The 26,377-nt window shown below is 67.7% G+C and carries 21 protein-coding genes; 13 read left to right on the plus strand and 8 right to left on the minus strand.

What is annotated here, in order from left to right; translation table 11 throughout:
• Nucleotides 1–10: 10 nt before the first annotated feature.
• The 6 genes from OS889_RS11785 (at nucleotide 11) to OS889_RS11810 (ending at nucleotide 9,981) form a co-directional block, all read left to right on the plus strand.
• Nucleotides 11–1,396 carry an aminomethyl transferase family protein gene (locus OS889_RS11785; RefSeq protein ID WP_372390039.1) on the plus strand — a complete coding sequence of 462 codons (1,386 nt, stop codon included), beginning with the start codon at nucleotides 11–13 and terminating at the stop codon, nucleotides 1,394–1,396.
• A gap of 142 nt (nucleotides 1,397–1,538) precedes the next feature.
• Complete coding sequence (locus OS889_RS11790; RefSeq protein WP_372390040.1) at nucleotides 1,539–2,843, plus strand: amino acid ABC transporter substrate-binding protein; 1,305 nt, start codon at nucleotides 1,539–1,541, stop codon at nucleotides 2,841–2,843.
• A 63-nt stretch (nucleotides 2,844–2,906) separates the two neighbouring features.
• A complete protein-coding gene (locus OS889_RS11795) occupies nucleotides 2,907–4,445 on the plus strand; it encodes a class I adenylate-forming enzyme family protein (protein ID WP_372390041.1) in 1,539 nt (512 codons plus the stop codon).
• 374 nt (nucleotides 4,446–4,819) lie between these two features.
• Nucleotides 4,820–5,443, plus strand: coding sequence for a DUF2270 domain-containing protein (locus OS889_RS11800; protein ID WP_372391609.1), 624 nt, complete (start codon nucleotides 4,820–4,822; stop codon nucleotides 5,441–5,443).
• 204 nt (nucleotides 5,444–5,647) lie between these two features.
• Nucleotides 5,648–7,813, plus strand: a complete 2,166-nt coding sequence (gene katG / locus OS889_RS11805) for a catalase/peroxidase HPI (RefSeq protein ID WP_372390042.1) — start codon at nucleotides 5,648–5,650, stop codon at nucleotides 7,811–7,813.
• Nucleotides 7,814–8,061: 248 nt separating this feature from the next.
• Nucleotides 8,062–9,981: a beta-CASP ribonuclease aCPSF1 gene (locus OS889_RS11810; RefSeq protein WP_372390043.1), complete on the plus strand. Its 1,920-nt coding sequence runs from the start codon at nucleotides 8,062–8,064 to the stop codon at nucleotides 9,979–9,981.
• Nucleotides 9,982–10,120: 139 nt separating this feature from the next.
• On the opposite strand, the gene OS889_RS11815 is transcribed toward OS889_RS11810, so the two are convergent.
• Nucleotides 10,121–10,525, minus strand: coding sequence for a helix-turn-helix domain-containing protein (locus tag OS889_RS11815; RefSeq protein ID WP_372390044.1), 405 nt, complete (start codon nucleotides 10,523–10,525; stop codon nucleotides 10,121–10,123).
• A gap of 523 nt (nucleotides 10,526–11,048) precedes the next feature.
• Here OS889_RS11815 and OS889_RS11820 point away from each other — a divergent pair.
• A complete protein-coding gene (locus tag OS889_RS11820) occupies nucleotides 11,049–11,198 on the plus strand; it encodes a DUF7512 family protein (RefSeq protein WP_372390045.1) in 150 nt (49 codons plus the stop codon).
• A gap of 3 nt (nucleotides 11,199–11,201) precedes the next feature.
• On the plus strand, nucleotides 11,202–12,239 hold the full coding sequence (locus tag OS889_RS11825; RefSeq protein ID WP_372390046.1) for a sulfite exporter TauE/SafE family protein: 1,038 nt from the start codon (nucleotides 11,202–11,204) through the stop codon (nucleotides 12,237–12,239).
• A 72-nt stretch (nucleotides 12,240–12,311) separates the two neighbouring features.
• On the opposite strand, the gene OS889_RS11830 is transcribed toward OS889_RS11825, so the two are convergent.
• From OS889_RS11830 to folD, 3 genes are all read right to left on the minus strand, one after another.
• Nucleotides 12,312–12,473 (minus strand): hypothetical protein, encoded by a 162-nt coding sequence (locus tag OS889_RS11830; protein ID WP_372390047.1) that lies wholly within the window; start codon nucleotides 12,471–12,473, stop codon nucleotides 12,312–12,314.
• A 152-nt stretch (nucleotides 12,474–12,625) separates the two neighbouring features.
• A complete protein-coding gene (locus OS889_RS11835; RefSeq protein WP_372390048.1) occupies nucleotides 12,626–13,042 on the minus strand; it encodes a VOC family protein in 417 nt (138 codons plus the stop codon).
• Between the two features lie 70 nt (nucleotides 13,043–13,112).
• The gene (gene folD, locus OS889_RS11840) at nucleotides 13,113–14,018 is read right to left on the minus strand and encodes a bifunctional methylenetetrahydrofolate dehydrogenase/methenyltetrahydrofolate cyclohydrolase FolD (protein WP_372390049.1); all 906 of its coding nucleotides are present in this window, start codon (nucleotides 14,016–14,018) and stop codon (nucleotides 13,113–13,115) included.
• 294 nt (nucleotides 14,019–14,312) lie between these two features.
• Between folD and OS889_RS11845 the strand changes: the two genes are divergently transcribed.
• Both OS889_RS11845 and OS889_RS11850 read left to right on the plus strand, forming a co-directional pair.
• Complete coding sequence (locus tag OS889_RS11845; RefSeq protein ID WP_372390050.1) at nucleotides 14,313–16,016, plus strand: anthranilate synthase component I family protein; 1,704 nt, start codon at nucleotides 14,313–14,315, stop codon at nucleotides 16,014–16,016.
• The gene (locus OS889_RS11850) at nucleotides 16,013–16,579 is read left to right on the plus strand and encodes an anthranilate synthase component II (protein WP_372390051.1); all 567 of its coding nucleotides are present in this window, start codon (nucleotides 16,013–16,015) and stop codon (nucleotides 16,577–16,579) included. The genes OS889_RS11845 and OS889_RS11850 overlap by 4 nt, the downstream gene beginning before the upstream one ends.
• On the opposite strand, the gene OS889_RS11855 is transcribed toward OS889_RS11850, so the two are convergent.
• Complete coding sequence (locus OS889_RS11855; protein WP_372390052.1) at nucleotides 16,576–18,447, minus strand: BCCT family transporter; 1,872 nt, start codon at nucleotides 18,445–18,447, stop codon at nucleotides 16,576–16,578. The genes OS889_RS11850 and OS889_RS11855 overlap by 4 nt on opposite strands.
• A 26-nt stretch (nucleotides 18,448–18,473) precedes the next feature.
• Nucleotides 18,474–19,805, minus strand: a complete 1,332-nt coding sequence (locus OS889_RS11860) for an NAD-binding protein (RefSeq protein ID WP_372390053.1) — start codon at nucleotides 19,803–19,805, stop codon at nucleotides 18,474–18,476.
• Nucleotides 19,806–19,945: 140 nt separating this feature from the next.
• Here OS889_RS11860 and OS889_RS11865 point away from each other — a divergent pair, with 140 nt between their 5' ends.
• From OS889_RS11865 to OS889_RS11875, 3 genes are all read left to right on the plus strand, one after another.
• A complete protein-coding gene (locus tag OS889_RS11865; RefSeq protein ID WP_372390055.1) occupies nucleotides 19,946–20,356 on the plus strand; it encodes an EamA family transporter in 411 nt (136 codons plus the stop codon).
• 102 nt (nucleotides 20,357–20,458) lie between these two features.
• Nucleotides 20,459–20,839 (plus strand): Rid family detoxifying hydrolase, encoded by a 381-nt coding sequence (locus tag OS889_RS11870; RefSeq protein WP_372390056.1) that lies wholly within the window; start codon nucleotides 20,459–20,461, stop codon nucleotides 20,837–20,839.
• A 106-nt stretch (nucleotides 20,840–20,945) separates the two neighbouring features.
• Nucleotides 20,946–22,763: an aldehyde ferredoxin oxidoreductase family protein gene (locus OS889_RS11875; protein ID WP_372390057.1), complete on the plus strand. Its 1,818-nt coding sequence runs from the start codon at nucleotides 20,946–20,948 to the stop codon at nucleotides 22,761–22,763.
• Nucleotides 22,764–22,941: 178 nt separating this feature from the next.
• Here the strand turns inward: OS889_RS11875 and fdhF are convergent, their stop codons facing one another.
• On the minus strand, nucleotides 22,942–25,068 hold the full coding sequence (gene fdhF, locus OS889_RS11880; RefSeq protein WP_372390058.1) for a formate dehydrogenase subunit alpha: 2,127 nt from the start codon (nucleotides 25,066–25,068) through the stop codon (nucleotides 22,942–22,944).
• Nucleotides 25,069–25,304: 236 nt separating this feature from the next.
• Nucleotides 25,305–26,246, minus strand: a complete 942-nt coding sequence (locus OS889_RS11885) for a VOC family protein (RefSeq protein ID WP_372390059.1) — start codon at nucleotides 26,244–26,246, stop codon at nucleotides 25,305–25,307.
• Nucleotides 26,247–26,377: the final 131 nt, after the last annotated feature.

Here is a 26,377-nt window from a genome sequence, read left to right on the forward strand (position 1 = left end):
AGGCAGCACTATGACAGAGAGCCTCGAAGACGCGCTTCAGCAAGCCGACAGTCCCGTCGATTTCGTTCGCTCCCCCGCCCGAGGGGCCGATACCGGCCACCTCCGCCTGTTCACGGACCTACCCGACGAGGTGACGAACTGGCGCGAAGAGCAGTCCGCGTGGGCCGACAGCGTCGCGCTGGCGGACCTCTCGCACCATATGACGGACCTCTACGTCGAGGGCCCCGACGCGCTCGACCTGTTCGCGGATCTCGGAATCAACGACTTCTCGTCGTTCGAGCCGGGGCAGGCCAAGCAGTTCGCCGCGACCAGTCCCGACGGGTACCTGATCGGCGACGGGATCCTCTTCCACCTCGGCGAGGATGAGTTCAATCTGGTCGGCTACGGCCCGATCAACTGGGTCGAATTCCACGCCGAGACCGGCGACTACGATGTCGCGACCGAGCGCGACGAACACGGCGGCCTGCGCGAGGGGCCGCCGAAGACGTTCCGCTATCAGGTCCAGGGGCCCGACGCCCTCGACCTTATCAAGGACGTCGTCGACGGCGACCTCCCCGATGTGCCGTTCTTCAACTTCCGTCCGGTCTCGATCGCCGGCCACGAGATCAACGCCTTGCGCCACGGAATGCTGAACGAGCCCGGCTTCGAGTTCTTCGGCCCCTGGGAGCACGCCGAGGACGTTCGCACCGCCATTATGGAGACGGGGCGAGACTACGACATCCGCCGGATCGGCTCGAAGGCCTACCCGACGAACGTGATCACGGCGGCGTGGATGTCGATCCCGCTGCCGGCCATCTACCACGACCACGAGCTCTTAGAGGAGTACCGCGAGTGGCTCGACGTGAACAGCTTCGAGGGCGCACTCGCCATCGGCGGCAGCCTCGATTCCGAAGACATCACCGACCACTACCTGACGCCGGTCGAGGCGGGTCACGGTCGCTTCGTCGATCTCGATCACGACTTCGTCGGCCGCGACGCGGTGGCGGAACAGCTCAAGCAGAAAGAGCGGACCCGCGTCACCCTCGTGTGGGACCAGGCGGCCACGACGGACCTGTACGGCGGGGCGCTCTTCGACGACGACGCCACCTACCGCTACACCGACCTCCCGGTCGCCGACTGGGCGCTGACCCAGAACGACAAAGTCCTGAAAGACGGCGACGTCGTCGGGATCGCGAACAACACCCGCTACCTCTACTTCGAGCGGCGGATGTTCTCTCTGTGTGCCATCGACGAGGAGTACGCCGAGCCCGGGACGGAGGTCTCGATCCTCTGGGGCGAGCCCGACTCCGGTAACCCCCGCGTCGAGGACCACGAACAGACCGAAGTCACCGCGACCGTCGCGCCGGCCCCGTACTTCGAGGACAAGCGAAAGACCGCGGACTACAACGCCGACTGAGCACTCGACCACGCGCGGTCGGTCACGAGCCGCCTCGGCGGGGCACCCCCGCCGCAGCCGCCGTTCCGGACGATGACTCCGACCCGTAACGTGAGCTACAGAAAAATTTATAACATTCTTTCACAAAGGAGAGTCCGTGCCGATGAGTAACAGACGACAATTTATCACAGCCGCCGGGACGGGCGCGGTCGCGCTCGTCACGGGCTGTCTCGGATCGGGCGGCGACGGCGACAGCACCGATTCGGGAACCACCGACAGCGGGGGTAGCACGACGACGATGGGTTCGAGCGGGAGCGACGAGCCGATCACCATCGCGGCGACGGTCTCGCGGACGGGGTCGTTCTCGAGCGCGGGCGAGGACGTCGAGACCGCCTACCGGCTGGGCGAACAGTTGATCAACGACAACGGCGGCATCCTCGGCCGCGACGTCGACGTCATCATCCGAGACGACGAGAGCGACCCGCAGAAGGTCCGCGAGTCGCTGCAGACGATCCTCGACAACAACGACGTGGATATGATCTGGGGGACGTTCGGCAGCCTGCTCGTCGGGGCGGCAGCGTCGATCGCAGAGCGCGAGGGGCTCCCGATGCTGAGTGCGAACTTCGCGTATATGGAGCCACACCTCAACAACAACTACCAGTGGACGTTCGCGCCCTTCCCGAAGAGCCGCGATATGGCCAACGGCGCGGTGAAGCTCGCGAACCTCGCGCCGGAGGACAACAGGCCGGTGAACGTCGGCATCTGGCAGACGAACACCGGCTGGGGCGCCGAACTCGGCCGCGTCTGGTCCGAGGCCCTGGAGGCGAACGGCCACGAGGTCGTCGTCAACGAGAAGTTCCAGATCGGCGCCTCGGACTTCTCGACGCTCATCTCGCAGGCCAAGAGCGCCAACGTGGAGTACCTCCTCACGAACCCCGCGCCGGGCGGCGGGATCACGATGGTGAACCAGATGCAGGAAAACAGCTTCAATCCGAAGCTCGCGACGATCGAGCGCGCGGCGACGATCACGACCTGGCTGGACGCGACCGGCGTCGCGGGGCTCTACACCAACTCCACGCCGGGATGGGTCCCCGGACTGACGGGCGGCGGGAATCAGCGGATGCTGGAGGCCTTCCGGGCGCAAGACGACGTCGCGGCCGACGCCTACCCGGCGCCGACGGTCGGCGGCTCGTACAACGTCACCCAGACCGCGAAGCAGGCCATCGAGGCCGCGGGGTCGGTCGAGCCCGAAGCCGTCCGCGACACGCTCCTCGACACGGAGTTCCGAACGGTCCTCGGTTCGTTCCGGTTCGACGAGAACGGGATGCCCGTCGAGGGCGACCTCGCACCGCCGATGGGCCAGTGGCAGGACGGCCTGCTCCGACTGGTCATCCCCTCGGACGTCGACAGCGAGGCCTCGACCGACATCGAGTATCCGGCGCCGGCGTACGGCGACCGCTCGATGTGACGGTCCGCGACCGCCGTCAGGGAGAATCTTTCAGCCCCTATAAAAAATAACGAAACTGATACGATGGAAGACCTACGTGTATTCCGACGTGTAGTAGACCGGTACGGCGACCGGACGGCGCTCGTGACCGCGGACGCGACGACCCGGACCTACGGCGAACTGGGGCGGCGGACCGACGCGCTGGCGAGCGCGCTCGACGCCCGGATCGGAGACGCCCGGACTGCGTCGCTCCTCCGCAACGGCCCCGCGGCCATCGAGATGATGCTCGCCGCACAGAAGCGCGGCCGGGCGAACGCCCAGTTGAGCTTTCGCGGCGCCGCCGGCGAGCTCGATCGAATGGTCCGGACCGCCGAGGCGGAGGCGCTCGTCTACGACGCGGCGAACGCCGAGATGGCCGAGGCGGTCCTCGACCGATCGGATCTCGACGTCGCGCTGTACGTCGGCGACGACGCCCCTGACCGGCCCGAGGTGGAGTCCTACGAGGCGGCGGTCGAATCGGCGGACGCCGACTACGACGCCGTCGAGGATCCCGATGCCGAGACGGGTGTCCTCTACACGAGCGGATCGACGAGCGAGCCGAAAGCCATCTTGGAGGACCAGCGGCGCGTCTGGCTGGCGAGCTCCCAGGCGGTGATGGAGATGCGTCTCGGCCCCGACGACGTCGCCCTGGTGACGACGCCGTGGTACCACGACGTCACGACCGTCGCGTGGATCTACCCGCACCTCCAGGTGGGCGCGACGCTCGTGCTCCAGCCGGAGTTCGCCCCGCCGGAGACGATGCGGCTTCTCGACGAACACGACGTGACGGGCCTGCTCGCGGTGCCCGCCCAGCTCGAAGCGCTGCTCGACGCCGATTCGGAGGGCGACTACGACCTCTCGTCGCTGTCGTACGTCCGGACGGGGGGTGCGGTCGTCTCGCCGTCGCTCGTCGAGCGCGTCCGCGAGCGGATGACCGAGGGCGTCCACAACACCTACGGGCTGACCGAGGGCATCGCGAATCTGACCCACGCGTACCCCACAGAGCAATTGGAGAGTCCGGGTACGGTCGGGAACGCGTCGTTCAACTGGGACCTCCGGGTCGTCGAGGCCGCAGAGCCCGACGAGACTCCCGACCCGACGGCCACCGTCGATCGCGGCGAGACGGGCGAACTCATCGGCCGGGGACCGTTCGCCGACGGCTACCTGAACAGCCCCGAGGCGGAGGCGCGGCTGTTCGTCGACGGCGAGTGGCTCCGGACGATGGACGTCGCCCACGTCGACGAACACGGCCGGCTGCACATCGTGGACCGCGTGGACAATATGCTCGTGAGCGGCGGCGAGAACATCTATCCCCAGGAGGTCGAACTGGCGCTCGCGGACCACCCGGCGGTCCGAGAGGTCGCGGTCGTCGGCGTGCCCGACGAGGAGTGGGGCGAACGTGTCGGCGCCGTCGTCGTCGGCGACGTCGATCCGGACGCCCTCGACGAGTACTGCCGCGATCACGACGACCTGGCCGATTTCAAGCGGCCACGTTCGTACGTCGTCACCGACGACCCGCTTCCGCGGTCCGATACCGGAACGCTGCTTCGATCGGAGGTCCGGGAAAGGTATTTTAGCCGTTGATTTCGGAGTCGAATCTTTATAATTTGTAGAATAAATAGATAGTATTCCGATATATTATTCAAGTGATTAATATCCGATCTATCGGCTGTCGTCCGCGGTATGTGTCTAAAATACCAAATTAATATAATATCTGTAAATATTATAAACGGTCGGTATTATCTCTCCCATCGGCTGTGACACAACTCCTAAGCCGGTACGTAATAATGTATAGATATGGCTGATTCGCACAAGACAAAGAAAGCACATCGAGCGGAGACCCGGCGACGATGACGACGGACTCGGGGAATAGAACCGAAGAGGAAGATACAGAGTCCCCGGCGGAGTCGACGACCGACGCAAGCCCGTACGTCGGAGCCGGCCTGCTGGACGAGGCGATGGGACCGAGTTCGGCGATGGCGCACCTGTACCGCGGCGAGATCCACCGGATGAAACTCTGGCGCGAGCGGCTGGACAAGACGACGAACTGGGCCGTCGTGGTGATCGCGGCGATCGTCACCTGGGCCTTCTCCAGTCCCGACAATCCGCACTACATCATCCTCATCGGCGTGGCCACGCTCGTCGTCTTCCTGCTGATCGAAGCGCGTCGCTACCGGGGGTACGACATCTGGCGGACGCGTGTGCGCACGATACAGGAGAACGTCTGGGCCTACGGCCTGGATCCGGACGGCGGCCTCGCCGACGAGGCGTGGCGGCAGCACCTCGGCGACGACTATCGAACGCCGACGGTGAAGATCACCACCGAGGAGGCGGTCGCCCACCGCCTGCGACGGGTCTACCTCCCGCTGTTTGTGGTGTTGCTCGCGGCCTGGCTGGTCCGCATCACGGTGTTTTCACCGCGGGACTGGGTCGGGGCCGCCGCCGTCGGGATGATCCCCGGCGCCGTCGTCGTCGGGGCTGTCGCCGCCTGCTACGTCGCGGGCGCGGTCGTCGCGCTTCGCCCGCGGACCTGGCACGCCGAGGCCGAACTCCGGACCGAAGACCTTCGGAAACGGCGATGAGTGACGTCGTCTGAGAGGGATCGAATCCGAGTGTCGTCGCGAGAGCACTCCGTCGGGGGTCGCAGTTGGTGATGGCGCTTTTCCGGTCGGATGTACCCGCCGCAAGAAATTGTTTTCCGAAACGGAAAGAGTGCTTGGCTACAACCGAGACGTTGTTTTTGAATTAGACAATTTTATCAAGGTGAAAGAAGCATCTACGGGTGTATGACCTGGTCAAATCAGGACTGGTGGCCGAATCTGTTGCGGCTCGATATTCTCGACGACAACGCCGCAGACCTCAATCCGTACGGTGAGGACTTCGACTACGCCGAGGAGTTCCAGAAGCTCGACCTCGAGGAGGTGAAGGCGGACATCCAGGAAGTGATGATGTCGCCCCAGGAGTGGTGGCCGGCCGACTACGGCACCTACGGACCGCTCTTCATCCGGATGGCCTGGCACAGCGCCGGGACGTATCGCACCCTCGACGGCCGCGCCGGTGCGTCTGGCGCCCTCCAGCGCCTCCCGCCGGAGAGCAGTTGGCCGGACAACGTGAACCTCGACAAGGCCCGCCGCCTGCTGCAGCCGGTCAAACAGAAGTACGGACGGAAGCTCTCGTGGGCCGACCTGATCGTGCTCGCCGGGAACGTCGCCCTGGAGACGATGGGCTTCGAGACGTTCGGCTTCGCCGGCGGTCGCGAAGACGAGTACAAGTCCAACGAGGCCACCGAGTGGGGTCCCGAGACCGAGTGGGAGACGACCTCCCCCGAGCGCTTCAAGGACGGCGAGGTCGGCGATCTCAAGGACCCGCTCGCGAACACCGTGATGGGCCTCATCTACGTGAACCCCGAGGGCCCCTACGGCGAGCCCGATCTCGAAGGGTCGGCGGCGAACATCCGCGAGGAGTTCTCCCGGATGGCGATGAACGACGAGGAGACGGTCGCGCTCATCGCCGGCGGCCACACCTTCGGGAAGGTCCACGGCGCCGACGACGAGACGGAAGTCGGCCCCGAGCCCGAGGCGGCGCCCATCGAACAGCAGGGCCTCGGCTGGGACCACGACTTCGAGAAGGCCGGGATGATCACGAGCGGTATCGAGGGGCCGTGGAACGCGACGCCGACCCAGTGGGACACGGGCTACGTCGACAACCTCCTCGAGTACGAGTGGGAGCCTCACAAGGGCCCCGGCGGCGCGTGGCAGTGGCGCCCCGCCAGCGAGGAAGAGCGCGAGGACATCGAGAAGGCGCCGTCCGCACAGGACTTCGACGAGTCCGCAGACCCGATGATGCTGACGACGGACGTCGCCCTGAAGCACGACGAGGACTACCGCGAGGTCCTCGAGCGCTTCCAGGAGAACCCCGACGAGTTCCAGCAGGCGTTCGCGAAGGCCTGGTACAAGCTCCTCCACCGCGACATGGGTCCGAAAGAGCGGCTCCTCGGTCCCGAGGTTCCGGACGACACCTTCGTCTGGCAGGATCCGATCCCCGACGCCGACTACGACCTGATCGGCGACGAGGAGGTCGCCGAGCTCAAAGCGGAGATCCTCGATTCGGACCTCTCCGTCTCGCAACTCGCCAAGACCGCGTGGGCGTCGGCGTCGACCTACCGCGACAGCGACAAGCGCGGCGGCGCGAACGGCGCTCGCATCCGCCTCGAACCCCAGCGGAGCTGGGAGGTCAACGAGCCCGAGGAGCTCGAAACCGTCCTGGAGACCTACGAGGAGATCCAGGCGGCGTTCAACGACTCCCGCTCCGACGACGTCCGCGTCTCGCTCGCGGACCTGATCGTCCTGGGCGGCAACGCGGCGGTCGAGCAGGCCGCGGCCGACGCCGGCTACGACGTCGAAGTGTCGTTCGAGCCGGGTCGCACGGACGCCACCCAAGAGCAGACCGACGTCGAGTCCTTCGAGGTCCTCGAACCGAAGGTCGACGGCTTCCGGAACTACCTCGGTAACGCCGCCGAACTGGACGACCTCTACGACACGCCCGAAGAGCGGCTCGTCGACAAGGCGGAACTGCTCAATCTGTCCGTGTCGGAGATGACGGTCCTGGTCGGCGGGATGCGCGCGCTCGGTGCCACCTACGGCGACTCCGACCGCGGCGTCTTCACCGACGAGCCGGGGACGCTCACAAACGACTTCTTCGTGAATCTGCTCGACATGGACTACGAGTGGGAGTCGATCTCGGAGAACGACGAGGTCTTCGAGGTCCGCGACCGCGAGACCGGCGAGGTCGAGTGGGAGGCGACCCGCTTCGATCTCATCTTCGGCTCGAACGCTCGGCTCCGCGCGATCGCCGACGTCTACGGCGCCGAGGACGGCGAAGAGGAGTTCGTCGAGGACTTCGTCGAGGCCTGGAGCAAAGTGATGCAGCTCGACCGCTTCGACCTGGAGTAACGCCGCTCCCGGCGGTCCGTACGGATTTTTTCGTCCCAGTCGTTGAACGAGCCGCGGGTCCCCCCGAAGACCCGGAACTCACGCTCCCGGAACAGCGAAAAACGTTTATAGACACTATCGGCAAGGTAGAGACGAACGATTTCGTCCGCCCGGGCGCGTCGGCGTCGCCGACGGCGACCCACCAGGGCGATCCCGACGGTACGGGCCACTGATTTTGGTGGTACCTGCCCACGGCTTTCCAGATATGTATGAGCACTAACGACACCACGGACCCGCTCGAAACGGTCAGCGCACGGCTCGAAGAGGAGATCCCCGACGACCTCGTCGTCTCTCGGGTGGCCTACGAGGGACCCGAACTGGTCATCTACACCGAGACGCCGCGGAAGTTCGCCGAGCGCGACGGGCTGATCCGACAGCTCGCCAGCACGCTGCGCAAGCGGATCACCGTGCGGCCCGCCGCGGGGACGCAGTTGGACCCCGCCGAGGCGAAGCCGAAGATCCTCGAACTGATCCCCGACGAGGCCGGGATCACGAACCTCCAGTTCTACCCCGCGACCGGCGAGGTGCTGATCGAGGCCGAAAAGCCCGGCCTCGCCATCGGACGCCGCGCGAGCACGCTCCGGGAGATCACCCAGGAGGTCGGCTGGACGCCAGAGGTGCTCCGGACGCCGCCGATGGAGTCCTCGACGGTCGAGAACGTCCGCAACTTCCTGATGCAGGAACGGGACGACCGCCGAGACTTCCTCGAACGCGTCGGCCAGCGGATCCACCGGGAGCCCGACGAAGAGACCGACTGGGTCCGCGTGACCACCCTCGGTTGCTGCCGGGAGGTCGGCCGCGCGAGCTTCGTCCTCAGCACGCCGAACACGCGCGTGCTCATCGACTGCGGCGACAAGCCCGGCGCCGAGGGCGAGGTCCCGTACCTCCAGGTCCCCGAGGCGAACCCGATCGCCGACCTCGACGCGGTGGTGCTCACCCACGCCCACCTCGACCACTCCGCGCTGTTGCCGCTCCTGTTCAAGTACGGGTACGACGGCCCGGTCTACACGACCGAGCCGACCCGCGACCTGATGGGGCTGCTGCAACTGGACTACATCGACGTCGCGGCCAAGGAGGGTCGGACGCCGCCCTACGACTCCGAGATGGTCCGCGAGGAGCTCAAGCACACGATCACGCTCGACTACGGCGACGTCACGGACATCGCGCCCGACATCAAGCTCACGTTCCACAACGCGGGCCACATCCTCGGATCGGCCGTCTCGCACTTCCACATCGGCGACGGCTTCCACAACGTCGTCTTCTCGGGCGACGTCCACTACACCGACACCCGACTGTTCAACGGCGCCTCGAACGACTTCCCGCGCGTGGAGACGCTGGTGATGGAGTCGACCTACGGCCAGCGTGACGACTACCAGACCGACCAGGAGGACTCCGAGCGCAAGCTGATCCAACTGATCAAGGAGACCCACGACCGCGGCGGGAAGGTCGTGATCCCGGCGTTCGCGGTGGGGCGCTCCCAAGAGCTGATGCTCGTCCTCGAAGAGGCGATGCGCGAGGGCGACCTCCCGACGGTGCCGATCTACCTCGACGGGATGATCCGCGAGGCCACGGCGATCCACACGGCGTACCCGGAGTTCCTCCGGGACGGCCTCCGCGATCGGATCCTCCACGAGGACGAAAACCCCTTCCTGGCAGAGCAGTTCCAGCAGGTCGACGGCGGCCAGGAGATGCGCGAGGAGATCGCGGGCGGCGGCCCCTGCATCGTGCTCTCGACGTCGGGGATGGTCACCGGCGGGCCGATCATGTCCTGGCTCGAACTCCTCGGGGCCGACGCGGCGAACCGGCTCATCTTCGTCGGCTACCAGGCCCAGGGGACGCTCGGCCGCCGCATCCAGAGCGGCCGGCGGGAGATCCCGTTCAGCGACCGGGGCGGCCGCAGCGAACAGCTGACCCTCCGACTCGACGTCGAGTCCGTCAGCGGCTTCTCCGGTCACGCCGACCGGAGCGGCCTGGAGAACTTCGTCGGGACGATGAACCCCCGTCCCGAGGAGGTGCTCTGCGTCCACGGCGACGAGGCCGCGACCGATCAGCTCTCCTCGGGGCTCTACCAGAAGTACGACCTCCGGACGTACGCCCCGCGGAACCTCGAGACGTTCCGGTTCGACTGATAGTGATTACTCTCACTGTCTACCGCCACCACCCCCGGTGACGGCGTTCGGCGGGAAGAGACGAGGGTAATCGCTATGAACGGCCGACGGGCCCTCCGAAGTCGCCGCGAAAACGGGAAGAAAGAGCGGACCGAGAGCGTCAGCCTTCGACGGCCAGTTCGGCGTCCTGGGGCTGATCGTACTTCTCTTCGAACTCGCTGATGAGCTGGCCCATCTTCGCGTACCAGTCGTTGAGCATCCGCTGCATACTGTCGGCGATCCGCTCGGCGTCGGTCGGCGAGTAGACGTGGTAGTAGCCGCCCTGCTCGTAGTTCACCTGCTCCTTCTGGATGAACCCCGCCTTGAGCAGGCGCTGGATCGAGCGGTAGGCCGTCGAGCGCTCGCGGTCGACGATCTCGGCGATCTCGTCGACCGTCAGCGGCTCGTCGGCCTGCACCAGGACCTGGAAACACTGCTTGTCGAGTTGCTTGAGCCCGTGAAAACACTCCAGGAGACCTTCGCACTCCATATCCCGCTGGAGTTGCTCGGACATCGAGTCTGGCATTTTATCTGCCGGCACGTACGGACCGTTGGCTTATAAGGCTTGTTCAGACACTTCACAATTCTGTGGTACGACCCCGCGTGCCCGCCCGCGAGCGGCGATTCGGGCACGAGGCCGGAGCGCGGGAGCGGGGATCGACCGCGGTTCGGTCCGACCCGCCGCCGCGTCCTTTGAGTCGATGGCGGCCGGGGTTCCGAGCCGGCATCCGTTCAAACCGCGTGAAATCGACACGCTCGGCGAGTCAGCAGTCGTGATCTGTCGTGTAATGATTCCGAACGATACGAGAGACACACCGGCGATGATTCCCGTCTCATCGAACCGAATCTATCCGACCTGTCCGCGCCCGAACGCTCGCACGTCGTCCGATTCCGGCGCCGGATAGCACGCATAACTTATCTCAAACCATACGTGGGATACCCGGATATAGTATTGTACATCAAACCCAATACCGTTAAGTGAACGCGTCGGCTACGGTTCGCTGCGCAGAAATCCATGAAGTTCACAAGATCGCACGCAGGTGGTTTCGATGTTCGGGCTTGAGAGCGTCGCCGGACCGTTCGGGGCGGCGCTCCTGATCGGCGTCGTACTCGTCGAGGCGCTGCTGCTGTACGTCGGGTACGGACTGCTGGAGAGCGCGTTGGGGCCGACGATCGCCCGCGCCATCCGGGGTGACTGACCGATGGAGATACTCGGCGTCGCTGCGGGTCTGTTGGCGATGTTCGCGGGGTTCGGCGTCCTGATCGGCCTGCTCTTCGGCTTCTTCGGGATGGGCGGGTCGTTCCTCGTCACCCCGGCGCTGCTCGTGATGGGGTATCGGACCGACGTCGCGGTCGCCTCGGGGCTGGCGTTCGTCTTCGGGACGTCCGTGATCGCGACGCTGAAACACCGCGACCTGGGGCAGGTCGACTACAAGCTCGGCGCGCTGATGATCGCCGGGACGACCGCCGGCATCGAGGTCGGGAAGATCGGGCTGCATTGGCTCCAGGACCTCGGGCTGGCGAACACGGTCGTCAGCGTCGCCTACGTGGCGCTCCTCGGCGGGATCGGCGTGTTCATCACCTACAACGCGCTGCGGGGCGACGGCGACGGCGGCGTCAGCCACGACGCCGAGATGGACGCCGAGGAGGCCGCCGAGGACATCCCCGAGATCGCGAAGACGATCCAGTCCTACCGGGTGCCGCCGATGATGTCGATCAAGGGCGGCCTCCGCGTCTCGCTGTGGATGATCCTCGGCGTCGCGTTCGCGACGGGGCTTTTGTCGGGGTTCCTCGGCGTCGGCGGCGGCTTCATCAGGATGCCCGCGCTGTTCTACCTGATCGGCGTCCCGGTGCCGGTCGCGGTCGGGACCGACCTGTTCGAGATCGTCTTCTCGGGCGGGATCGGGAGCTTCCTCTACGCGATGGACGGCGCGGTCGACCTCGCGATCGTCGTCCCGCTCTTGGCGGGGAGCGCGCTCGGGGCCCGCCTGGGCGCCGCCGCCACGAGCCTCGTCGACGAGGACGACATCAAGGTCTACTTCGGCGTGATGCTCCTGCTCGGGTCGGTCGCCGTCGCGGTCCGCGAGGTCGGCGGCGCCATCGAGATGCCCGTGCTCAACGCGGTCTCGCTCGCGATCATCGTCGGCGCGGCGGTGCTCGTGAGCGGCGCCGTCGTCGTCAGTTCGGTCCGCGAACTCCGCGCGACCGAGCCCTCGGGCGCGGCGCAGTCTGCCGACTGATCGGCGAAGCAATCGACGGAGGCCGAAAAGCGAACTGCGAAAATCACGGTCCGGACGGACCGGTTCGGAGAGTTACTTGTTGTACGATTCGGGGATCAGCACGACGCCGTGGCGGCCGACGAACCGGCTGACCACGTCGCCGAGCCGGTCGTAGACCGCGGAGATCGACGCCCCGGGGAGGTAGAAGTCGGTCTCTGTCGTTCCGTTCGGTTTGGGTTTGCTTACTGTCGCCATCGTATATACCGATACGTACCGCACCCCTATGAGACTTCGTTAGGACTCGTTCGGGTATTTTTATTCTTCATCCATAATTTGTAGCCTGTTTTTGATTTTAGTATAGAAATGACGCCGCCGCCGGTCCATATCTATAATTCGTGAACGACCGGTCAGCCGGAGAGCACCTCGACGAGGTTCCCCTCCGGGTCCCGCACGAAGAAGATCGTCGTGCCGGACTCTGTGGTCTGGGGGTCGCTGACAGTCTCGACGTCGTCCGGCAGCGACTCGTAGCACGCCTCGACGTCGTCGACGGCGAGGCCGACGTGTGCGGCCCCGGCGGTGTCGATCCGCGGCTCCCCCTCCGGCTCGCCGGTCGAGTCGTAGGAGACGAGTTCGAGGCGGGCACCGCCGGCGTCGAGGTGTGCGAAGTCCGCGTGCGCGCCGTCGACGCCGACGCCGGTGGCGAAGGCGTCGCCGCCGACCGAAAAGCGCGAGAGCACCTCCAGATCGAAGGTGTCGCGGTAGAACGCGACGGCGCGGTCGAGGTCCGAGACGGTTAGGCCGACGTGGTGGGCGGTGGGCTCCATACCGGCGTTCGTGTGCCCGCTCCCAAAGCACCACCGGACGCCGGGCGCGGGCGGGTCCACGAGAGACGCCTTACGGGAGGTCGACGGCGACGCCCGATCGCTTACTCGCGGCCGCGACGGTGTTGTAGAGGAGCATCGCGACGGTCATCGGGCCGACGCCCCCCGGCACGGGCGTGATCGCGCTGGCCTTCTCCTTGGCGCTCTCGAAGTCGACGTCGCCGACGAGGCGCGGCCCCCGCTCGGTCGCGGACACGCGGTTGATCCCGACGTCGACGACGACCACGCCCTCGGCGAGCATCTCGCCGTCGATCAGTTCGGGCTCTCCCGCGGCCGCGATTAGAATGTCCGCCGTCCGGGTCTTCGCCGCGAGGTCCTGCGTCCGTGAGTGACAGACGGTCACGGTCGCGTCGCCGCCGGGCGCGCGCCGGAGCAGGAGGTTCGCCGTCGGCCGCCCGACGACGTTCGAGCGACCGACGACGACCGCGTCCTTGCCGGCCGGGTCGACGTCGTACGCCCGGAGGAGCTTCTGGATCCCGTGGGGCGTGCAGGGTCGGTACCGCGGCTCGCCGGCGACGAGGCGGCCGACGTTCTCGGGGTGGAAGGCGTCGACGTCCTTCTCGGGGCGGATCCGCCGGAAGACCTCGCGCTCGTCGACGTGGTCCGGCAGCGGCAGCTGCACGAGGATGCCGTCGACCGTGTCGTCGTCGTTCAGTCGGTCGATGCGGTCGAAGAGCGCCGCGGCCGGCGCGCCGGAGTCGATCTCGTGGTGGTCGCTTTCGATCCCCAGTTCCGCGCACGCCTGCCGCTTCATCGTGACGTAGGTCTTGCTCGCGCCGTCGTCGGCCATCCGGACCGTCGCCAGTCGTGGCGTGACACCAGCCCGGTCCAACGTGGCGACGCAGTTCCTGAGGGCCCCCCTGACCCGCTCGCTGACTTCGGTCCCGTCGATCGTGATCGCCTGTGATTCCTGTTGCATCGTTCGGAGTCGCCGTCGCTCCCTCGTCGCTTCGCCGTGTTCCCGACACGGGAGGCTCTGTCGGTCCAAAGAGCCCGTCGGTCATATTTGATCCCGATTAATAGTCAACCTCTTGAAGTGCGGTGGCCGATCCGGACCGAGAGCGCGCGCTGGCGATCCGACCGCGCGGTCGGTTCTCCGACGTCGCCCCGACAAAACCGCCGTTCACGCAAGGCTTTTGGCCGACTCGGCGCTACAGTCGACTCGACAGCTCCGGGGCGCGCGATGTGACCCCGGTGGAGGAAGCCGTTCCAGATGAGTGATATAACGGTCGTCACCGAGCGAGCAGCGTTCGTCAAGACGGCGGCGTCGGCGCCGTCGGAGGCCCGCGTCCCCGTGGAGGTCCGGGTCGCCGTCGCGGATCCATTCGAGGCGTACCGCCGCGTCCGCGGTCCCGACACCGACGGAGTCTACCTCGAAACCACGGGCGGACAGTCCGGCTGGGGGTACTTCGCCGTCGATCCGATCGAGCGGATCCAGGTCGACGAGCCCGACGGAGGCGGATCCGCCGACGCGGGAGGGACCGAGGCCGAGAGCGACTCCGAGACCGGAGACGCGAGCGCGGTCGCCATCCCGACGCCGGAGAGCCCGACCGTCGACGCGATCGACGGGCTCCTCGACCGCGAGCAGTTGGTCCGCGGCGACTGCGAGGTCCCCTACCCCTGCGGCGCGTTCGGCTGGCTCTCCTACGACGTCGCACGGGAGCTCGAAGACCTGCCCGACACGACCGAGTCGGACGGGCTCCCGCGGCTCCAGCTCGGCGTGTTCGACCGCGTGGCCGCCTGGGAGGAGCCGCGCGCCGAGGGCGAACCCGTCGAGCTCCGCGTGACCGCCTGCCCGGTCGTCGGCGACGACCCGGAAGCCGCCTACGAGGCCGGCCTGGCCGACGCGAAGGACCTCGCGGAGTCGGCGCTGAACGGCACGCCCGCGGAGGTCTCGCCGCCGGTCGACGCCGACAGCGCGGTCTTCGAGAGCGAGTGCGGCGAGGCGGCCTTCGCCGACCGCGTCCGCGCGATCAAGCAGTACGTCCACGACGGCGACACCTTCCAGACGAACGTCTCGCACAGATTAGTCGCGCCCGCGGCGGTCCACCCGGTCGAGGCGTTCGACGCGGTGCGGCGGGTGAACCCCGCGCCGTACTCCGGCCTCCTGGAGTTTCCGGGCGTCGACCTCGTCAGTGCGAGCCCCGAGCTCCTCTTGGAGGTCGAGGGCGACCGACTCGTCACAGAACCCATCGCGGGGACGCGCCCGCGCGGGGACACCCCCGAGGAGGACACCCAACTGGAAGCAGACCTCACGACGGACGAGAAGGAGCGCGCCGAACACGCGATGCTCGTCGACCTCGAACGCAACGACCTCGGGAAGGTCAGCGAGTACGGGACAGTCGAGGTCGCCGAATACCGGCGAGTCGACCGCTACTCCGAGGTGATGCACCTGGTCTCGCTCGTCGAGGGCCGGCGCCGCGAGGACGCGAGCCTCGCCGACGCCGTCGCGGCGGTCTTCCCCGGCGGCACGATCACCGGCGCGCCGAAACCCCGGACGATGGAGATCATCGACGAGGTCGAACAGACTCGCCGGGGGCCCTACACCGGCAGTATGGCGGTCTTCGGGTTCGACGACCGCGCGACGCTCAACATCACGATCCGCACGCTGGTCCGCCGCGGCGACGAGTACCGGCTCCGGGTCGGCGCGGGGATCGTCCACGACTCCGTGCCCGAGGCGGAGTACCAGGAGACCCTCGACAAGGCCCGCGCGCTCTTGAACGCCGTCGACGAGGCGCTCGGCGAGACCGCCTCGTTCGCCGTCGGCGACGACGAGCGAGGGTCGGAGGCAGAGGCGGGAGCGGACGTCGAAGCCGACGGCGGCGTCGACGTCGGAGAGTCACCGACCGCCTCCGAGCGGATCGAGACAGAGACCGAAACAGAGACAGGGACCGACACGGAGGCGGGAGAGCGATGATCCTCATCGTCGACAACTACGACTCCTTCGCGTACAACCTCGTCCAGTACGTCGGGGAGTTCGAAGACGTCGTCGTCAGGCGAAACGACGCCGTCGACGTCGAGGCGATCCGAGAGCTGGATCCGGACGGCATCGTCGTCTCGCCGGGCCCGGGAACGCCCCAGGAGGCCGGCGTCTCCATCGACGTCTTCGCGGAGACGGAGTACCCCGCACTCGGGGTCTGTCTCGGCCACCAGGCGCTGTGTGCCGCCTACGGCTCGCGCGTCGGGCACGCGCCCGAGGTCGTCCACGGCAAGCCCTCGCTGGTCCGCCACGGCGGCAGCCCGCTGTACGACGGCGTCGAGAACCCCTTCGAGGTCGGGCGCTACCACTCGCTGGCGGTCGAGCGCGGCGACCTGCCCGAGGAACTGGAAGAGACCGCCGCCACCGACGCGGAGGGCGTCGTGATGGGCGTCCAACACCGGGAAAAGCCCCAGTACGGCGTGCAGTTCCACCCCGAGAGCATCCTCACCGACGCGGGCAAGCGGATCGTCCGCAACTTCTGTACCTCGATCGCGGACTAGTCGTCCTTCCCTCGGTCGGGCGGCTCGACGTCGTGGTGAGTCTCGATCTTCGGGAGGCGATCGACCACGACGCGGACGATCGAGGTGTGCGCGTCGCCCCGTCCCTCGCGGTACAGCGACAGCGACAGCCCGACGGCGGCCAGCACCGCCAGGATCGAGAAGGGCGCGCCCGTGAGCACCGCCAGCGCCTGGAGGGTGTCGCCGCCGCCGACGAGCAGCACCGCGAGCGCGACGGCGGCCTGGAAGATCCCCCACAGCGCGATGGTCCCGCGGGAGGGCGCGACGCCACGCTTCGAGGCCAGGATGGCGGTGACGAGCGTCGCGGTGTCGGCGGAGGTCACGATGAAGACCACGATGAGCGCGAGGAACAGGAAGAGCAGCAGATCGCCGAGCGGGAGCGCCGACAGGAGCGGGAAGCCGGCGACGGCCTCCGAGCCGCCGCGGGCGTCTATCGCGCCCAGGAGGTCGACGCCGCCGCGGCGCTGCATCCACAGCGACGTCCCGCCGACGACGAGGAACCACGCGCCCGTCGCCAGCGAGGTCGCGCCGACGCTCGTGAGCACGACGGTCCGGAGCCGCCGGCCGCGGGAGAGCGCCGCCAGAAAGAGGCCGGCGAAGGGCGCCCACGAGAACCACCACGCCCAGTTCCAGACGGTCCACGCGGTGACCCACGAACCGCCCGTGTAGAGGCTCATCGGAACGAAGTTGACCAGATAGGCGCCGACCGCGTCGGCCCCGCGCTCGAAGACGAAACCCCGCGGCCCGACCACGAGGAGCAGGAGCGCGAACAGCGCGAAGAGCACGAGCGTGAGCCCGGCGATCCGGCGGATGCCGCGGTGGAGTCCAGAGACCGCAGAGAGCGTGTAGACCGCGGCCAGACCGCCGACGAACAGGATCGGACCGACCGCGCCGGCGGGGACGCCCCACTGGAACTGGACGCCCGCGAGGAACTGCTGGGAGACGAGGCCGATGGAGGTCGCGACGCCGCCGACGGTGGCGAAGACCGCGAGCGTGTCGACCAGTCGGCTCCACGGGGAGTCGAGGCCGTCGGCGCCGAGGAACGGCGTCAGGATCGACGAGACGCGGAGCGGCGCGCCCCGCTCGAAGACGAAGTACGCGATGGGGACGCCGAGGACGGCGTAGGCGCTCCAGGCGGAGACGCCCCAGTGGAAGAGCGCGTAGACGAGCGCGGCGTCGACGGCGCCGGCCGAGCGCGGCGCGACGTCGAAGTACGGCGGCGGCTGTCGGTAGTGAAAGAGCGCCTCGGCGGGCCCCCAGAACACGATGCCGGCGGCGATGCCGGCAGTGAAGACGAGCGCGAAGTACGTCGGGTAGGTGTAGGTCGGCTCCGTGTCCTCGCCGCCGAGCCGGACGCCGCCCCACGAGCTGAAGAAGACGACGACACAGAAGCCGACCGCGAGGAGCATCGCCCCCAGCAGGACCGGCCCCAGCCCCTGCAGGACCGCGCCGGTGAGCGCGTCGACGGCGGCGGTCGTGCCGGCGGGGAAGGCGAGCCGGAGCGCGAAGTAGAGCGCGAACACGACGAGCGGGAGCCCGAGGGTCACCCGGTCGTGGACGGCGACGAGTTCGGAGAGGAGCGTCCGCACCGAAGTCCGGCGGACGCGGACGAGCGAGGCGACCCCCGCGTCGTCAGGGCGGACGCGCTCGTACGGCAGCGTCGCGAGGTAGCCCAGCCCCGAGCCGAAAAAGAGGAGCGAGAGCCCGAGCCAGGTCTGCCCGCCGAGCGCGCGGCCGACGACGCCGGGGAAGAAGAAGCCGACGAGGACGACGGCGCCCGACCCGACGAACGCGAGCAGCAGCGCTTCCGAGAGGAGGCGCTGCGCGTCCGTCCCGTCTGGGGCGCTCATACGCTACGTGTTAGCGAGGACCATTATTAGCGTGTTGACTGGTCCGACGCGTCGTCGCCCGCCGGACCGTCGGTCGGCGGGCGGTCGTCGGGCGCTCCCGTGTCGGCGGCGTCGCCCTCGGCTGTCGATCCGCCGAAGCCCACGAGATCCGATCCGAGGCGGTCGCCGTCGTCCGGGTCTGCGCCGAGGACCGACGCGCCGAGGAGCCGGCCGCCGATCGAGCGGAGGTCGATCACCTCGTCGGCGCCGACGGCGTCGAGCTTCCGGACGTGGGTCTCCTCGTTGGCGACGGCGACGACCCGGACGTCGGGGTTGACCTCGCGGGCCGCGAGCACCGCGAGGACGTTCTCGGCGTCGTCGTCGCCGGCGACGGCCACGCCGCGGGCGACGTCGACGCGGGCGTCCTCCAGGGTGGACTCGTCGGTCGGGTCAGCGGTCAGGACCTCGAAGCCTGCGTCCCGCAGCCGGGAGGCGGCCTCGGCGTCTTCGGTGACGACGACGAGATCCGTGTCGTCGTCGGTGCGGTCGAGAAACGATTCGGCCACGTCGCCGTACCCGAGGACCACGACGTGGCCCTCCAGGAGTGAGAGGTCTGATGCGGTCATCGTTCCGAAGGCGGCCGCCATCCGCGATTCGATCGCCGGCCCGACTAGGGCGCCGACCGCGACGGTGAACGCGCCGGTGCCGAGGAGGATCACCGACAGCGAGAACAGTTTCGCTTCGAGGGTCGTGGGCGTGATGTCGCCGTAGCCGACCGTCGCGATCGTCACGATCACGTAGTAGAAGGCGTCGCCCCAGCCGTCGAGTTCGAGGAACTGCCCGCGGAGCCCGTATGCGCCGACGGTCCCGTAGAGCCCGACGCCCAGGATCGCCGTCAGCGACGCGATCTGGAACGGCGAGAGGTCGAGCGATCGGCCGAACTCCTCGCGGTTCGCCCCCAGGAGCGGCAGCGTCACGAGGACCGCGAGGAGGAGCGGGATCTCCGTCGTGCGGCCGGTCGTGAGCGGGAGCAGCGCCAGCCCCGGCAGAAGCGCCACCGCGGCGTACCACGCGATCCGGCGCCGCCGTCGCAGCCCGAACGTGACGAGCCCGAGCGGGAAGGCAAAGAGCACGCCCGCAAACCGGACGAAGATCGGCGCCATCGGCACCACCGACGCCAGCGGGCCCGCGACGACCGGCCGGGCCTGGCTCAGGTTCGAGAGGCCGGTCACGAACGCCAGGACCGTGATCGCCGCCACGAGTGCGACCGTGGGCTTCGCGCCGGAGAACTCCCGCCACTCGACGAACGGCACCCGCTCTGTCGGGTAGAAGACCTCCTCGAACGGCCGCGGCCCGGGCTCGCCTTGCGAGTCAACCACTATCGCATACACGCGGATCGGGGATAAAAACTGTACTGTCAGAGAAATTATGAGATGTGTTCGCGGCAGCCTCAAAACCCACCTCGCCGTAGGATCTGTATGCACACCACGGACCCGAGAGCCCCGCGAGGTGACCGCGCGTGAATCCCGCGATCCTCTTCGGCGCGGGCACGATGATCGCGTGGGGCTTTTGGATCATCTTCGGCGACGTCGCCTCCAACACCATCGATCCCGAGACGGCCGCGTTCCTCTCGTATCTCACGGCCACGGTCGTCACCGGGCTGTACGTCCTCCTCTCGGACGCCTCGTTCGCGGTGACCCACCGCGGCCTGGTCTTCTCGGCGGTCGCGGGCGTCGCGGCCGCCGTCGGCGTCGTCTCCACGTTCGTCGGGGTGACGGTCGGCTCGACGGCCGTGGTCTCGACGATCGGCGGGATGTACTTCGTGACCGCCGCGGTGATAAGCGTCGCCGCGCTGGGCGAACCGCTGTCGCTCCAGAAGGCCGCGGGGATCGGCCTGGCGCTCGTCGCGATCGTCGTCATCAATCAGTGAGGCCGCGAGCGTCCCGGCACAGATGATCAGTTCGCTGTCACGCTGTGGCCGAATGGGCGCTCCGCCGACTTTTATGATCTCCCACCGGGTACGCCCTGGCGGATGAAACGAACTATCAGCACCGACGACGCACCCGCCGCAGTCGGCGCGTACAGCCAGGCGACGACGAACGGCGATCTGGTCTTCACCGCGGGCCAGCTCCCGCTGACGACCGACGGCGAACTGCTCGACGACGAACCCGTAGACGAACAGACCCGCCAGTGCCTCCGGAACGTGGAGGCGATCCTCGAATCCGAGGGGCTCTCGCTGTCGGACGTCGTGAAGACGACAGTCTTCCTCGACGACATCGACGACTTCGACGCGTTCAACGAGGCCTACAGCGAGTTCTTCGACGAGGAGCCGCCCGCCCGCAGCGCCGTCGGCGCGGGGGCGGTCCCGAAGGGCGCGGCCGTCGAGATCGAGGCCGTCGCGACGACCGAGTAGCGGGGGCTGTCCGGGATCCGTCCGCGACCCATCCGCGATCCGTCCGCGGATCCCGACCCTTCCGATAACGAACGCTTAATGGATCCCGGTGGGTTATCCTTCAGCGATGACCGACGGGGCCCCCACCGACCTGCTCGTCGTCGACCTGACCGAGCGAACGGTCGAACGCGAGCGCCTCCCGGATCGGTGGCTCCGTGAGTACGTCGGCGGCAAGGGCCTCGGCGCGCGCTACCTCTACGACCGGCTCGACCCGGGGACGGACCCGCTCGGCCCGGACAATCACCTGCTGTTTATGCTCGGCCCCCTGAGCGGGCTGCTCCCGGGCGAGCCCCAGTTCGCGGCGATCACGCGGTCGCCGCTCACCGGGACGTTCCTCGACTCCTACAGCGGCGGCGCCTTCGCGGGCGCCCTCGTCGGCGCGCTTGACGGCGCGCTCGGCGTCGCCGTGACGGGCGCGAGCGACGAGCCGCAGGCGCTCGAACTCGAAGCGGGCGAGGCGACCCTCGCCCCGGCCGAGGACCTGTGGGGCCGGGACGTCGTCGAGACCTGCGCGGCGTTCGACGCGCCCGTCGCCTGCGTCGGCCCCGCGGGCGAACACCGCGTGCGCTACGCGACGATCGCCTCCGACGGCGGCGACCACCACGCTGGACGCGGCGGCGCGGGCGCGGTGATGGGCGCGAAGGGGCTGAAGGCCGTCGTCGCGCGCGGCGCGCCGCCGGAGCGTCCCCCCGAGATCGAGTCGCTCCGCGAGGCGTACGAATCGAAATACCGCGACGACGACGTCGGCCGCTGGCACGCCGCCAGCGCGACCCTTGAAACCGTCGACTTCGCCGACGAGGTCGGCGTCCTCTCGACGCGCGGCTGGCAGGAGGGCTCTTTCGACGGCGCGGACGACATCGGGATCGAAGCGGTCCGGGAGGCCGCCGTCGAGCGCGAGCGCGACGGCGAGGCGATCCCTGGCGGCTTCCGCGTCGAGACCGAGGACGGTCAGTCGGTCCCCCGCGGCGCCACGCCGATGTCGCTCGGCGCGGGCCTCGGCATCGACGACTTCGACGCCGTCGCGACGCTGGGGCAGGCCTGCGACCGTCTCGGCCTCGACGTGATCAGCGCGGGCAACGCCGTCGCCTGGGCGATCCGGGCGAGCGAGTCGGGGCTCGTCGACGCCGACTTCGGCCTCGACGAACCGCTCTCGTTCGGCGACGAGCGGGTCGCGGAGGCGCTCATCGAGTCGATCTCGCGCCGGGACACCGACGCCGCCGACGCGCTCGCCGACGGCGTCGACGCGGCGGCCGAACGGCTCGGCGCCGAGCAGTTGGTGCCGACCGTCAAGTCGATGGAGGTGCCCGCCTACGACCCGCGCGGGTCGCCGACGATGGCGCTGGCGTACGCGACGAGCGACCGCGGGGCCTGTCACCGGCGGTCGCTGCCGGCCGAGACCGAGGTGTTCCGCGACGAGTGGGACGAGGCCGACCGCGTCCGACTGGTGATCCGCGAGCAGACGATCAGTTCGGCGCTGTGGTGTCTCATCGCCGACGACTTCGCCGGCGCCGCCCTCGAAGACGACCTCGGCGCGGAGTGGCTGGCGGCGATCGATGCGCGGGCGCCGACGGATCCGGCCGAACTGCTCCGCGTCGGCGAGCGCACCTGGACGCTGACGCGCCTGTTCAACGTCCGCGAGGGGTTCGACGCCGGCGACGAGTCGCTGCCGACGGCGTTCCAACAGCCCCTGTCCGAGGGCCCCAGCGACGGGGCGGCGCTGGATCCCGGATGGTTCGACCGACTGCGGCGGCGCTACTACGCCGCCCGGGAGTGGAGCGCCGAGGGGATCCCGGCGCGGTCGCTGCTCGACCGCTTGGACCTCCTCGACGTCGTCGACGACGACACGCCCGTCGCGGCGTCGCCGCTCGCCAGCCACGACGAGTAGGCGTTGTCGTCCCGTCGCGAGGCGCATCGAAATTGATGCGGTGGACGCCGATTCGCAAAGCCGCCAGTCGGTCGAGAGGGCCGAGAAGATAGCCGTCGCTGGCGATCGTCGCGTCCGCGAAAGAACAGCGTGAATCTGTGAGCGGCGCCGACTGGTCGCGTCGCGGCGGCGGTGGCGATCAGTCGTCGGCGGGCACGTCGCTCGGCTCGGCCTCGTCGGGCTCGATCTCGACTTCGAGTTCGGCCGCGGCGGCCTTGTACTCGGGGATCTTCGCGCGCTCGTCGAGCACGGCGTTCGTCAGCTTGTTCGCGGAGGCGGCCGCGAAGTGCGGCGTCGTCCAGATGACGCCCTCTTTGATGTCTTCTGTGACGTGCGCTTCGACCTCGATCTCGCCGCGCCGGGACTTGACCGTGATCGTGTCGCCGTCCTCGATGCCGTAGCGCTCGGCGTCGTTCGGGTGGACGTCGACGAAGTTCTCGGGGTACTGCTTGTTGAGCCGCGGCGAGCGCCGGCTCATCGTCCCGGTGTTGTAGTGCTCTTCGAGGCGGGCCGTCGTGAGGACGAGCGGGTACTCCTCGTCGGGGACCTCCTTGGGCTCCTGGTGGGTGACGCCCTCGATCTGACCGAGGCCGCTCTCGGTGTCGAAGCTGTCCTCGTAGAGGAACTGGTCGCCCTCGTCGCCGGGCTCGTAGCAGGGCCAGTGGATGCCCTCCTCGCCGAGCGCGTCGTAGGTCATCCCGTGGTAGCTCGGACAGACCTGGCGGAGCTCCTCGAAGACGTCCTCGGGGTCGTCGAAGTCGAAGCCCTCGCCGAAGAGGCGCGTGCCGACCTCACAGAGGATGTCGAGGTCGTGCTTGGTGTTCTCGTGGACCTTCTGGACCGGACGCATCCGCTGGACGCGCCGGTCGGTGTTGGTGACCGTGCCGCCGCGCTCGGCCCACGTCGTCGCCGGGAGGACGACGTCGGCGTACTCGGCGGACTCGGTCATGAAGATGTCCTGGACGACCATAAACTCGACCTCGTCGAGGAGTTCGGCGACGTGGTTGGCGTCCGGCTCCGACATTACCGGATTCTCGCCCATCACGTACATCCCGTGGATCCCGTCGCCGATCGAGGAGGTGATCTCGACGTTCGTCAGGCCGGGCTCGTCGGGGATCTCGAAGCCCCAGACCTCCTCGACGCTCTCGCGCGCCTCGTCGTCGTCGACGAGCTGATAGCCGGGAAGGACGTTCGGCATCGCGCCGACGTCGGAGGTGCCCTGGACGTTGTTCTGGCCGCGCAGGGGGTTGACGCCGGTGCCGGGGCGACCGACGTTGCCGGTGATGAGCGCGAGGTTGATCTCGTTTTGGACGTTGTCGACGCCGCAGGCGTGCTGGCTCATCCCCATCCCGGTGAAGATGGCGGCGTTGTCGGCCTCGGCGTACTTCTTGGCCGCGAGCTCGATGTCTTCGAGCGGGACGCCGCACTCCTCGGCGGCGGCCTCCTTGTCGAAGTCTTCGAGCGTCTCGCGCAGGTGCTCGATGCCCTCGGTGCGCTCTTCGATGAAGTCCTCGTCGACCCAGTCGTTCTCCAGGATCGTCTTGAGGACGATGTTGAGAAGCGGGATGTCGGTCCCGGGCTTGAGCTGGAGGTGCTGGTGGCGCTCGGTCTCCTCGATGTCGAACGAGCGCGTGGTCTTGTTCGCGTGGGGGTCGACCTGGATGACGGTCGCGCCGTCGAGCATCGCCTGGCGGAAGTAGTTGCTGTTGGCGATGGGGTGCTGCTCGGCGGGGTTCGCGCCCTGGATCCAGAAGAGGTCGGCCTCCTCCTGGAGGTCCTCCATACTGTTTGTCATCGCGCCCGCACCGAGGCTGGTCCGGAGCGCCCACACCGTCGAGGCGTGGCACATCCGGGTGCAGTTGTCGACGTTGTTGGTGCCGAAGCGGCGCGCGAGCTTCTGGAGGAGGTAGTTCTCCTCGTTCATCGTCTTCGAGGAGCCGAAGAAGCCCATCGCGTCGGGGCCGTACTCGTCGCGGATCTCCTCCATCTCGGAGACGATGCGCTCGTAGGCCTCCTCCCAGGTGGCCTCGCGGAACTCGCCGTCCTCTTTGATGAGGGGGTCTGTCAGTCGGTCCTCGTGGTCGACGACCTGCGTCGCCGCGCCGCCCTTGATGCAGACGCGGCCGTCGTTGACGGGCGCGTCGCCCCACGGCATAAACCGCATATCGCTCGGATCCTCGCCGGGGTTTACCTGAATGCCGCAGCCGACGCCGCAGTACGGACAGATCGTCTTCACCGGCTCCTGATCTTGTTGCTCACTTGACATAATTTGTTTCCTCCGCGTGGTGGGTCATCTCGTTTGAAGAACTACTCTGCCAACCGTATGAATCTTTCTCACATACCGCTGCCGAGATACCCGGACGATACCCCGAGATGGCCGTTTTGCCCGGATGACCGCGATCGGCGATCCCGGAAGCGATTGCGGGTATCCGGACCCGCGGTCGGACGGGCGCCGAGAATACGTATCAGAAATCGGTTGTGTTATCGTCTATACAACGGCGGTCAGTACGTCACGCGCTTCAGGGAGTCGATGCCGCCGATCCACTGGTGGTCGTCGCCGTCGCTGATGTCGTTTTCCTCCCAGGCGACCGGCTCCCAGTGCGGGTCCAGCGTGAGGTAACTGCCCGTGTTGAACTCGATCCGGTGGCCGCTCGTCGGATCGCGGCCGTACATAAATTCGCCGCGGGAGATGCCGTGCTGGCCGATCCCGTCGACCGGGACGTCGTTCTCGTTCAGCACGTTGTGCGCCGCGAAGAGGTCGTTCGCGTCGTCGACCTCGAAGGCGATGTGGTGGACCGCGGCGGGGTCGTCGTCGTTCTCGGACTGGACGATCGCCAGGTCGATCTTGACGCCGCAGGCGCTGAGGAACGTCCCCCACCGGGAGCCGTCCTGGAGGTCGTAGTACTCCTGGAGCTGGAAGCCCAGCACGTCCTGGATCCACTCGGCGCACTCCTTCGCGTCCTGGTCCCAGATCTGGAGGTGGTCGATCCGATTCGGTGCGATCGGGTGGTTGTTCGTGGGGTCGTATTGGCGGTTCTTGAGCTTCGAGCGGCGCTCCTTCGGCGGCTCGGGCTTTTCCATCTCGCCGTAGAGCTCGAACTGGTGGCCGTTCGGGACCTCGAAGCGGATCGCCTCGCCCTGCCCCGCTTCGGCGCCCGCTTCGACCCACGTGACGTCTATCCCCCGCTCTTCGAGTCGCTCGGCGAAGGCCGCCACGTGCTCGGGCTCTTCGGTCTGCCAGCCGATGTGGTCGACACCCGCCTCGTCGGCTTCGGTCAGGCTGAGTGAGTGGTGATCGTACTCCTCGACGGCCCGCAGGTACGCCGTCTCGTCCGTTCGCTCGACGATCTCCATCCCGGAGGTGTCGACGTAGAACGACAGCGACTCGTCCAGATCCGGTGTCTCCAGTGCGACGTGTCCGAGTCGTGCGACTTCAGGCGACATCACCCGCTCGTTGGCGTGAATTTATAATAAAAAGGCGTGTAGATACTCAGATTCTGGGATTTTCGCCATTGAGTGCTGAGAGCGTCGATATACGGAATCTCTGGAAATTCGAATCTGGCCGTCCGGGCGGT

The organism is Halobellus sp. MBLA0158, from assembly GCF_041477585.1.
GTDB classification, from domain to species: Archaea; Halobacteriota; Halobacteria; order Halobacteriales; family Haloferacaceae; genus Haloquadratum; species Haloquadratum rubicundus.

Excerpts from the sequence above, each read along its gene's own strand:
- OS889_RS11785 (WP_372390039.1), top strand. The coding sequence starts at position 11 with ATGACAGAGAGCCTCGAAGACGCGCTTCAGCAAGCCGACAGTCCCGTC.
- OS889_RS11790 (WP_372390040.1), top strand. The coding sequence starts at position 1,539 with ATGAGTAACAGACGACAATTTATCACAGCCGCCGGGACGGGCGCGGTC.
- OS889_RS11795 (WP_372390041.1), top strand. The coding sequence starts at position 2,907 with ATGGAAGACCTACGTGTATTCCGACGTGTAGTAGACCGGTACGGCGAC.
- OS889_RS11800 (WP_372391609.1), top strand. The coding sequence starts at position 4,820 with ATGGGACCGAGTTCGGCGATGGCGCACCTGTACCGCGGCGAGATCCAC.
- katG (WP_372390042.1), top strand. The coding sequence starts at position 5,648 with ATGACCTGGTCAAATCAGGACTGGTGGCCGAATCTGTTGCGGCTCGAT.
- OS889_RS11810 (WP_372390043.1), top strand. The coding sequence starts at position 8,062 with ATGAGCACTAACGACACCACGGACCCGCTCGAAACGGTCAGCGCACGG.
- OS889_RS11815 (WP_372390044.1), bottom strand. The coding sequence starts at position 10,525 with ATGCCAGACTCGATGTCCGAGCAACTCCAGCGGGATATGGAGTGCGAA.
- OS889_RS11820 (WP_372390045.1), top strand. The coding sequence starts at position 11,049 with ATGTTCGGGCTTGAGAGCGTCGCCGGACCGTTCGGGGCGGCGCTCCTG.
- OS889_RS11825 (WP_372390046.1), top strand. The coding sequence starts at position 11,202 with ATGGAGATACTCGGCGTCGCTGCGGGTCTGTTGGCGATGTTCGCGGGG.
- OS889_RS11830 (WP_372390047.1), bottom strand. The coding sequence starts at position 12,473 with ATGGCGACAGTAAGCAAACCCAAACCGAACGGAACGACAGAGACCGAC.
- OS889_RS11835 (WP_372390048.1), bottom strand. The coding sequence starts at position 13,042 with ATGGAGCCCACCGCCCACCACGTCGGCCTAACCGTCTCGGACCTCGAC.
- folD (WP_372390049.1), bottom strand. The coding sequence starts at position 14,018 with ATGCAACAGGAATCACAGGCGATCACGATCGACGGGACCGAAGTCAGC.
- OS889_RS11845 (WP_372390050.1), top strand. The coding sequence starts at position 14,313 with ATGAGTGATATAACGGTCGTCACCGAGCGAGCAGCGTTCGTCAAGACG.
- OS889_RS11850 (WP_372390051.1), top strand. The coding sequence starts at position 16,013 with ATGATCCTCATCGTCGACAACTACGACTCCTTCGCGTACAACCTCGTC.
- OS889_RS11855 (WP_372390052.1), bottom strand. The coding sequence starts at position 18,447 with ATGAGCGCCCCAGACGGGACGGACGCGCAGCGCCTCCTCTCGGAAGCG.
- OS889_RS11870 (WP_372390056.1), top strand. The coding sequence starts at position 20,459 with ATGAAACGAACTATCAGCACCGACGACGCACCCGCCGCAGTCGGCGCG.
- OS889_RS11875 (WP_372390057.1), top strand. The coding sequence starts at position 20,946 with ATGACCGACGGGGCCCCCACCGACCTGCTCGTCGTCGACCTGACCGAG.
- fdhF (WP_372390058.1), bottom strand. The coding sequence starts at position 25,068 with ATGTCAAGTGAGCAACAAGATCAGGAGCCGGTGAAGACGATCTGTCCG.
- OS889_RS11885 (WP_372390059.1), bottom strand. The coding sequence starts at position 26,246 with ATGTCGCCTGAAGTCGCACGACTCGGACACGTCGCACTGGAGACACCG.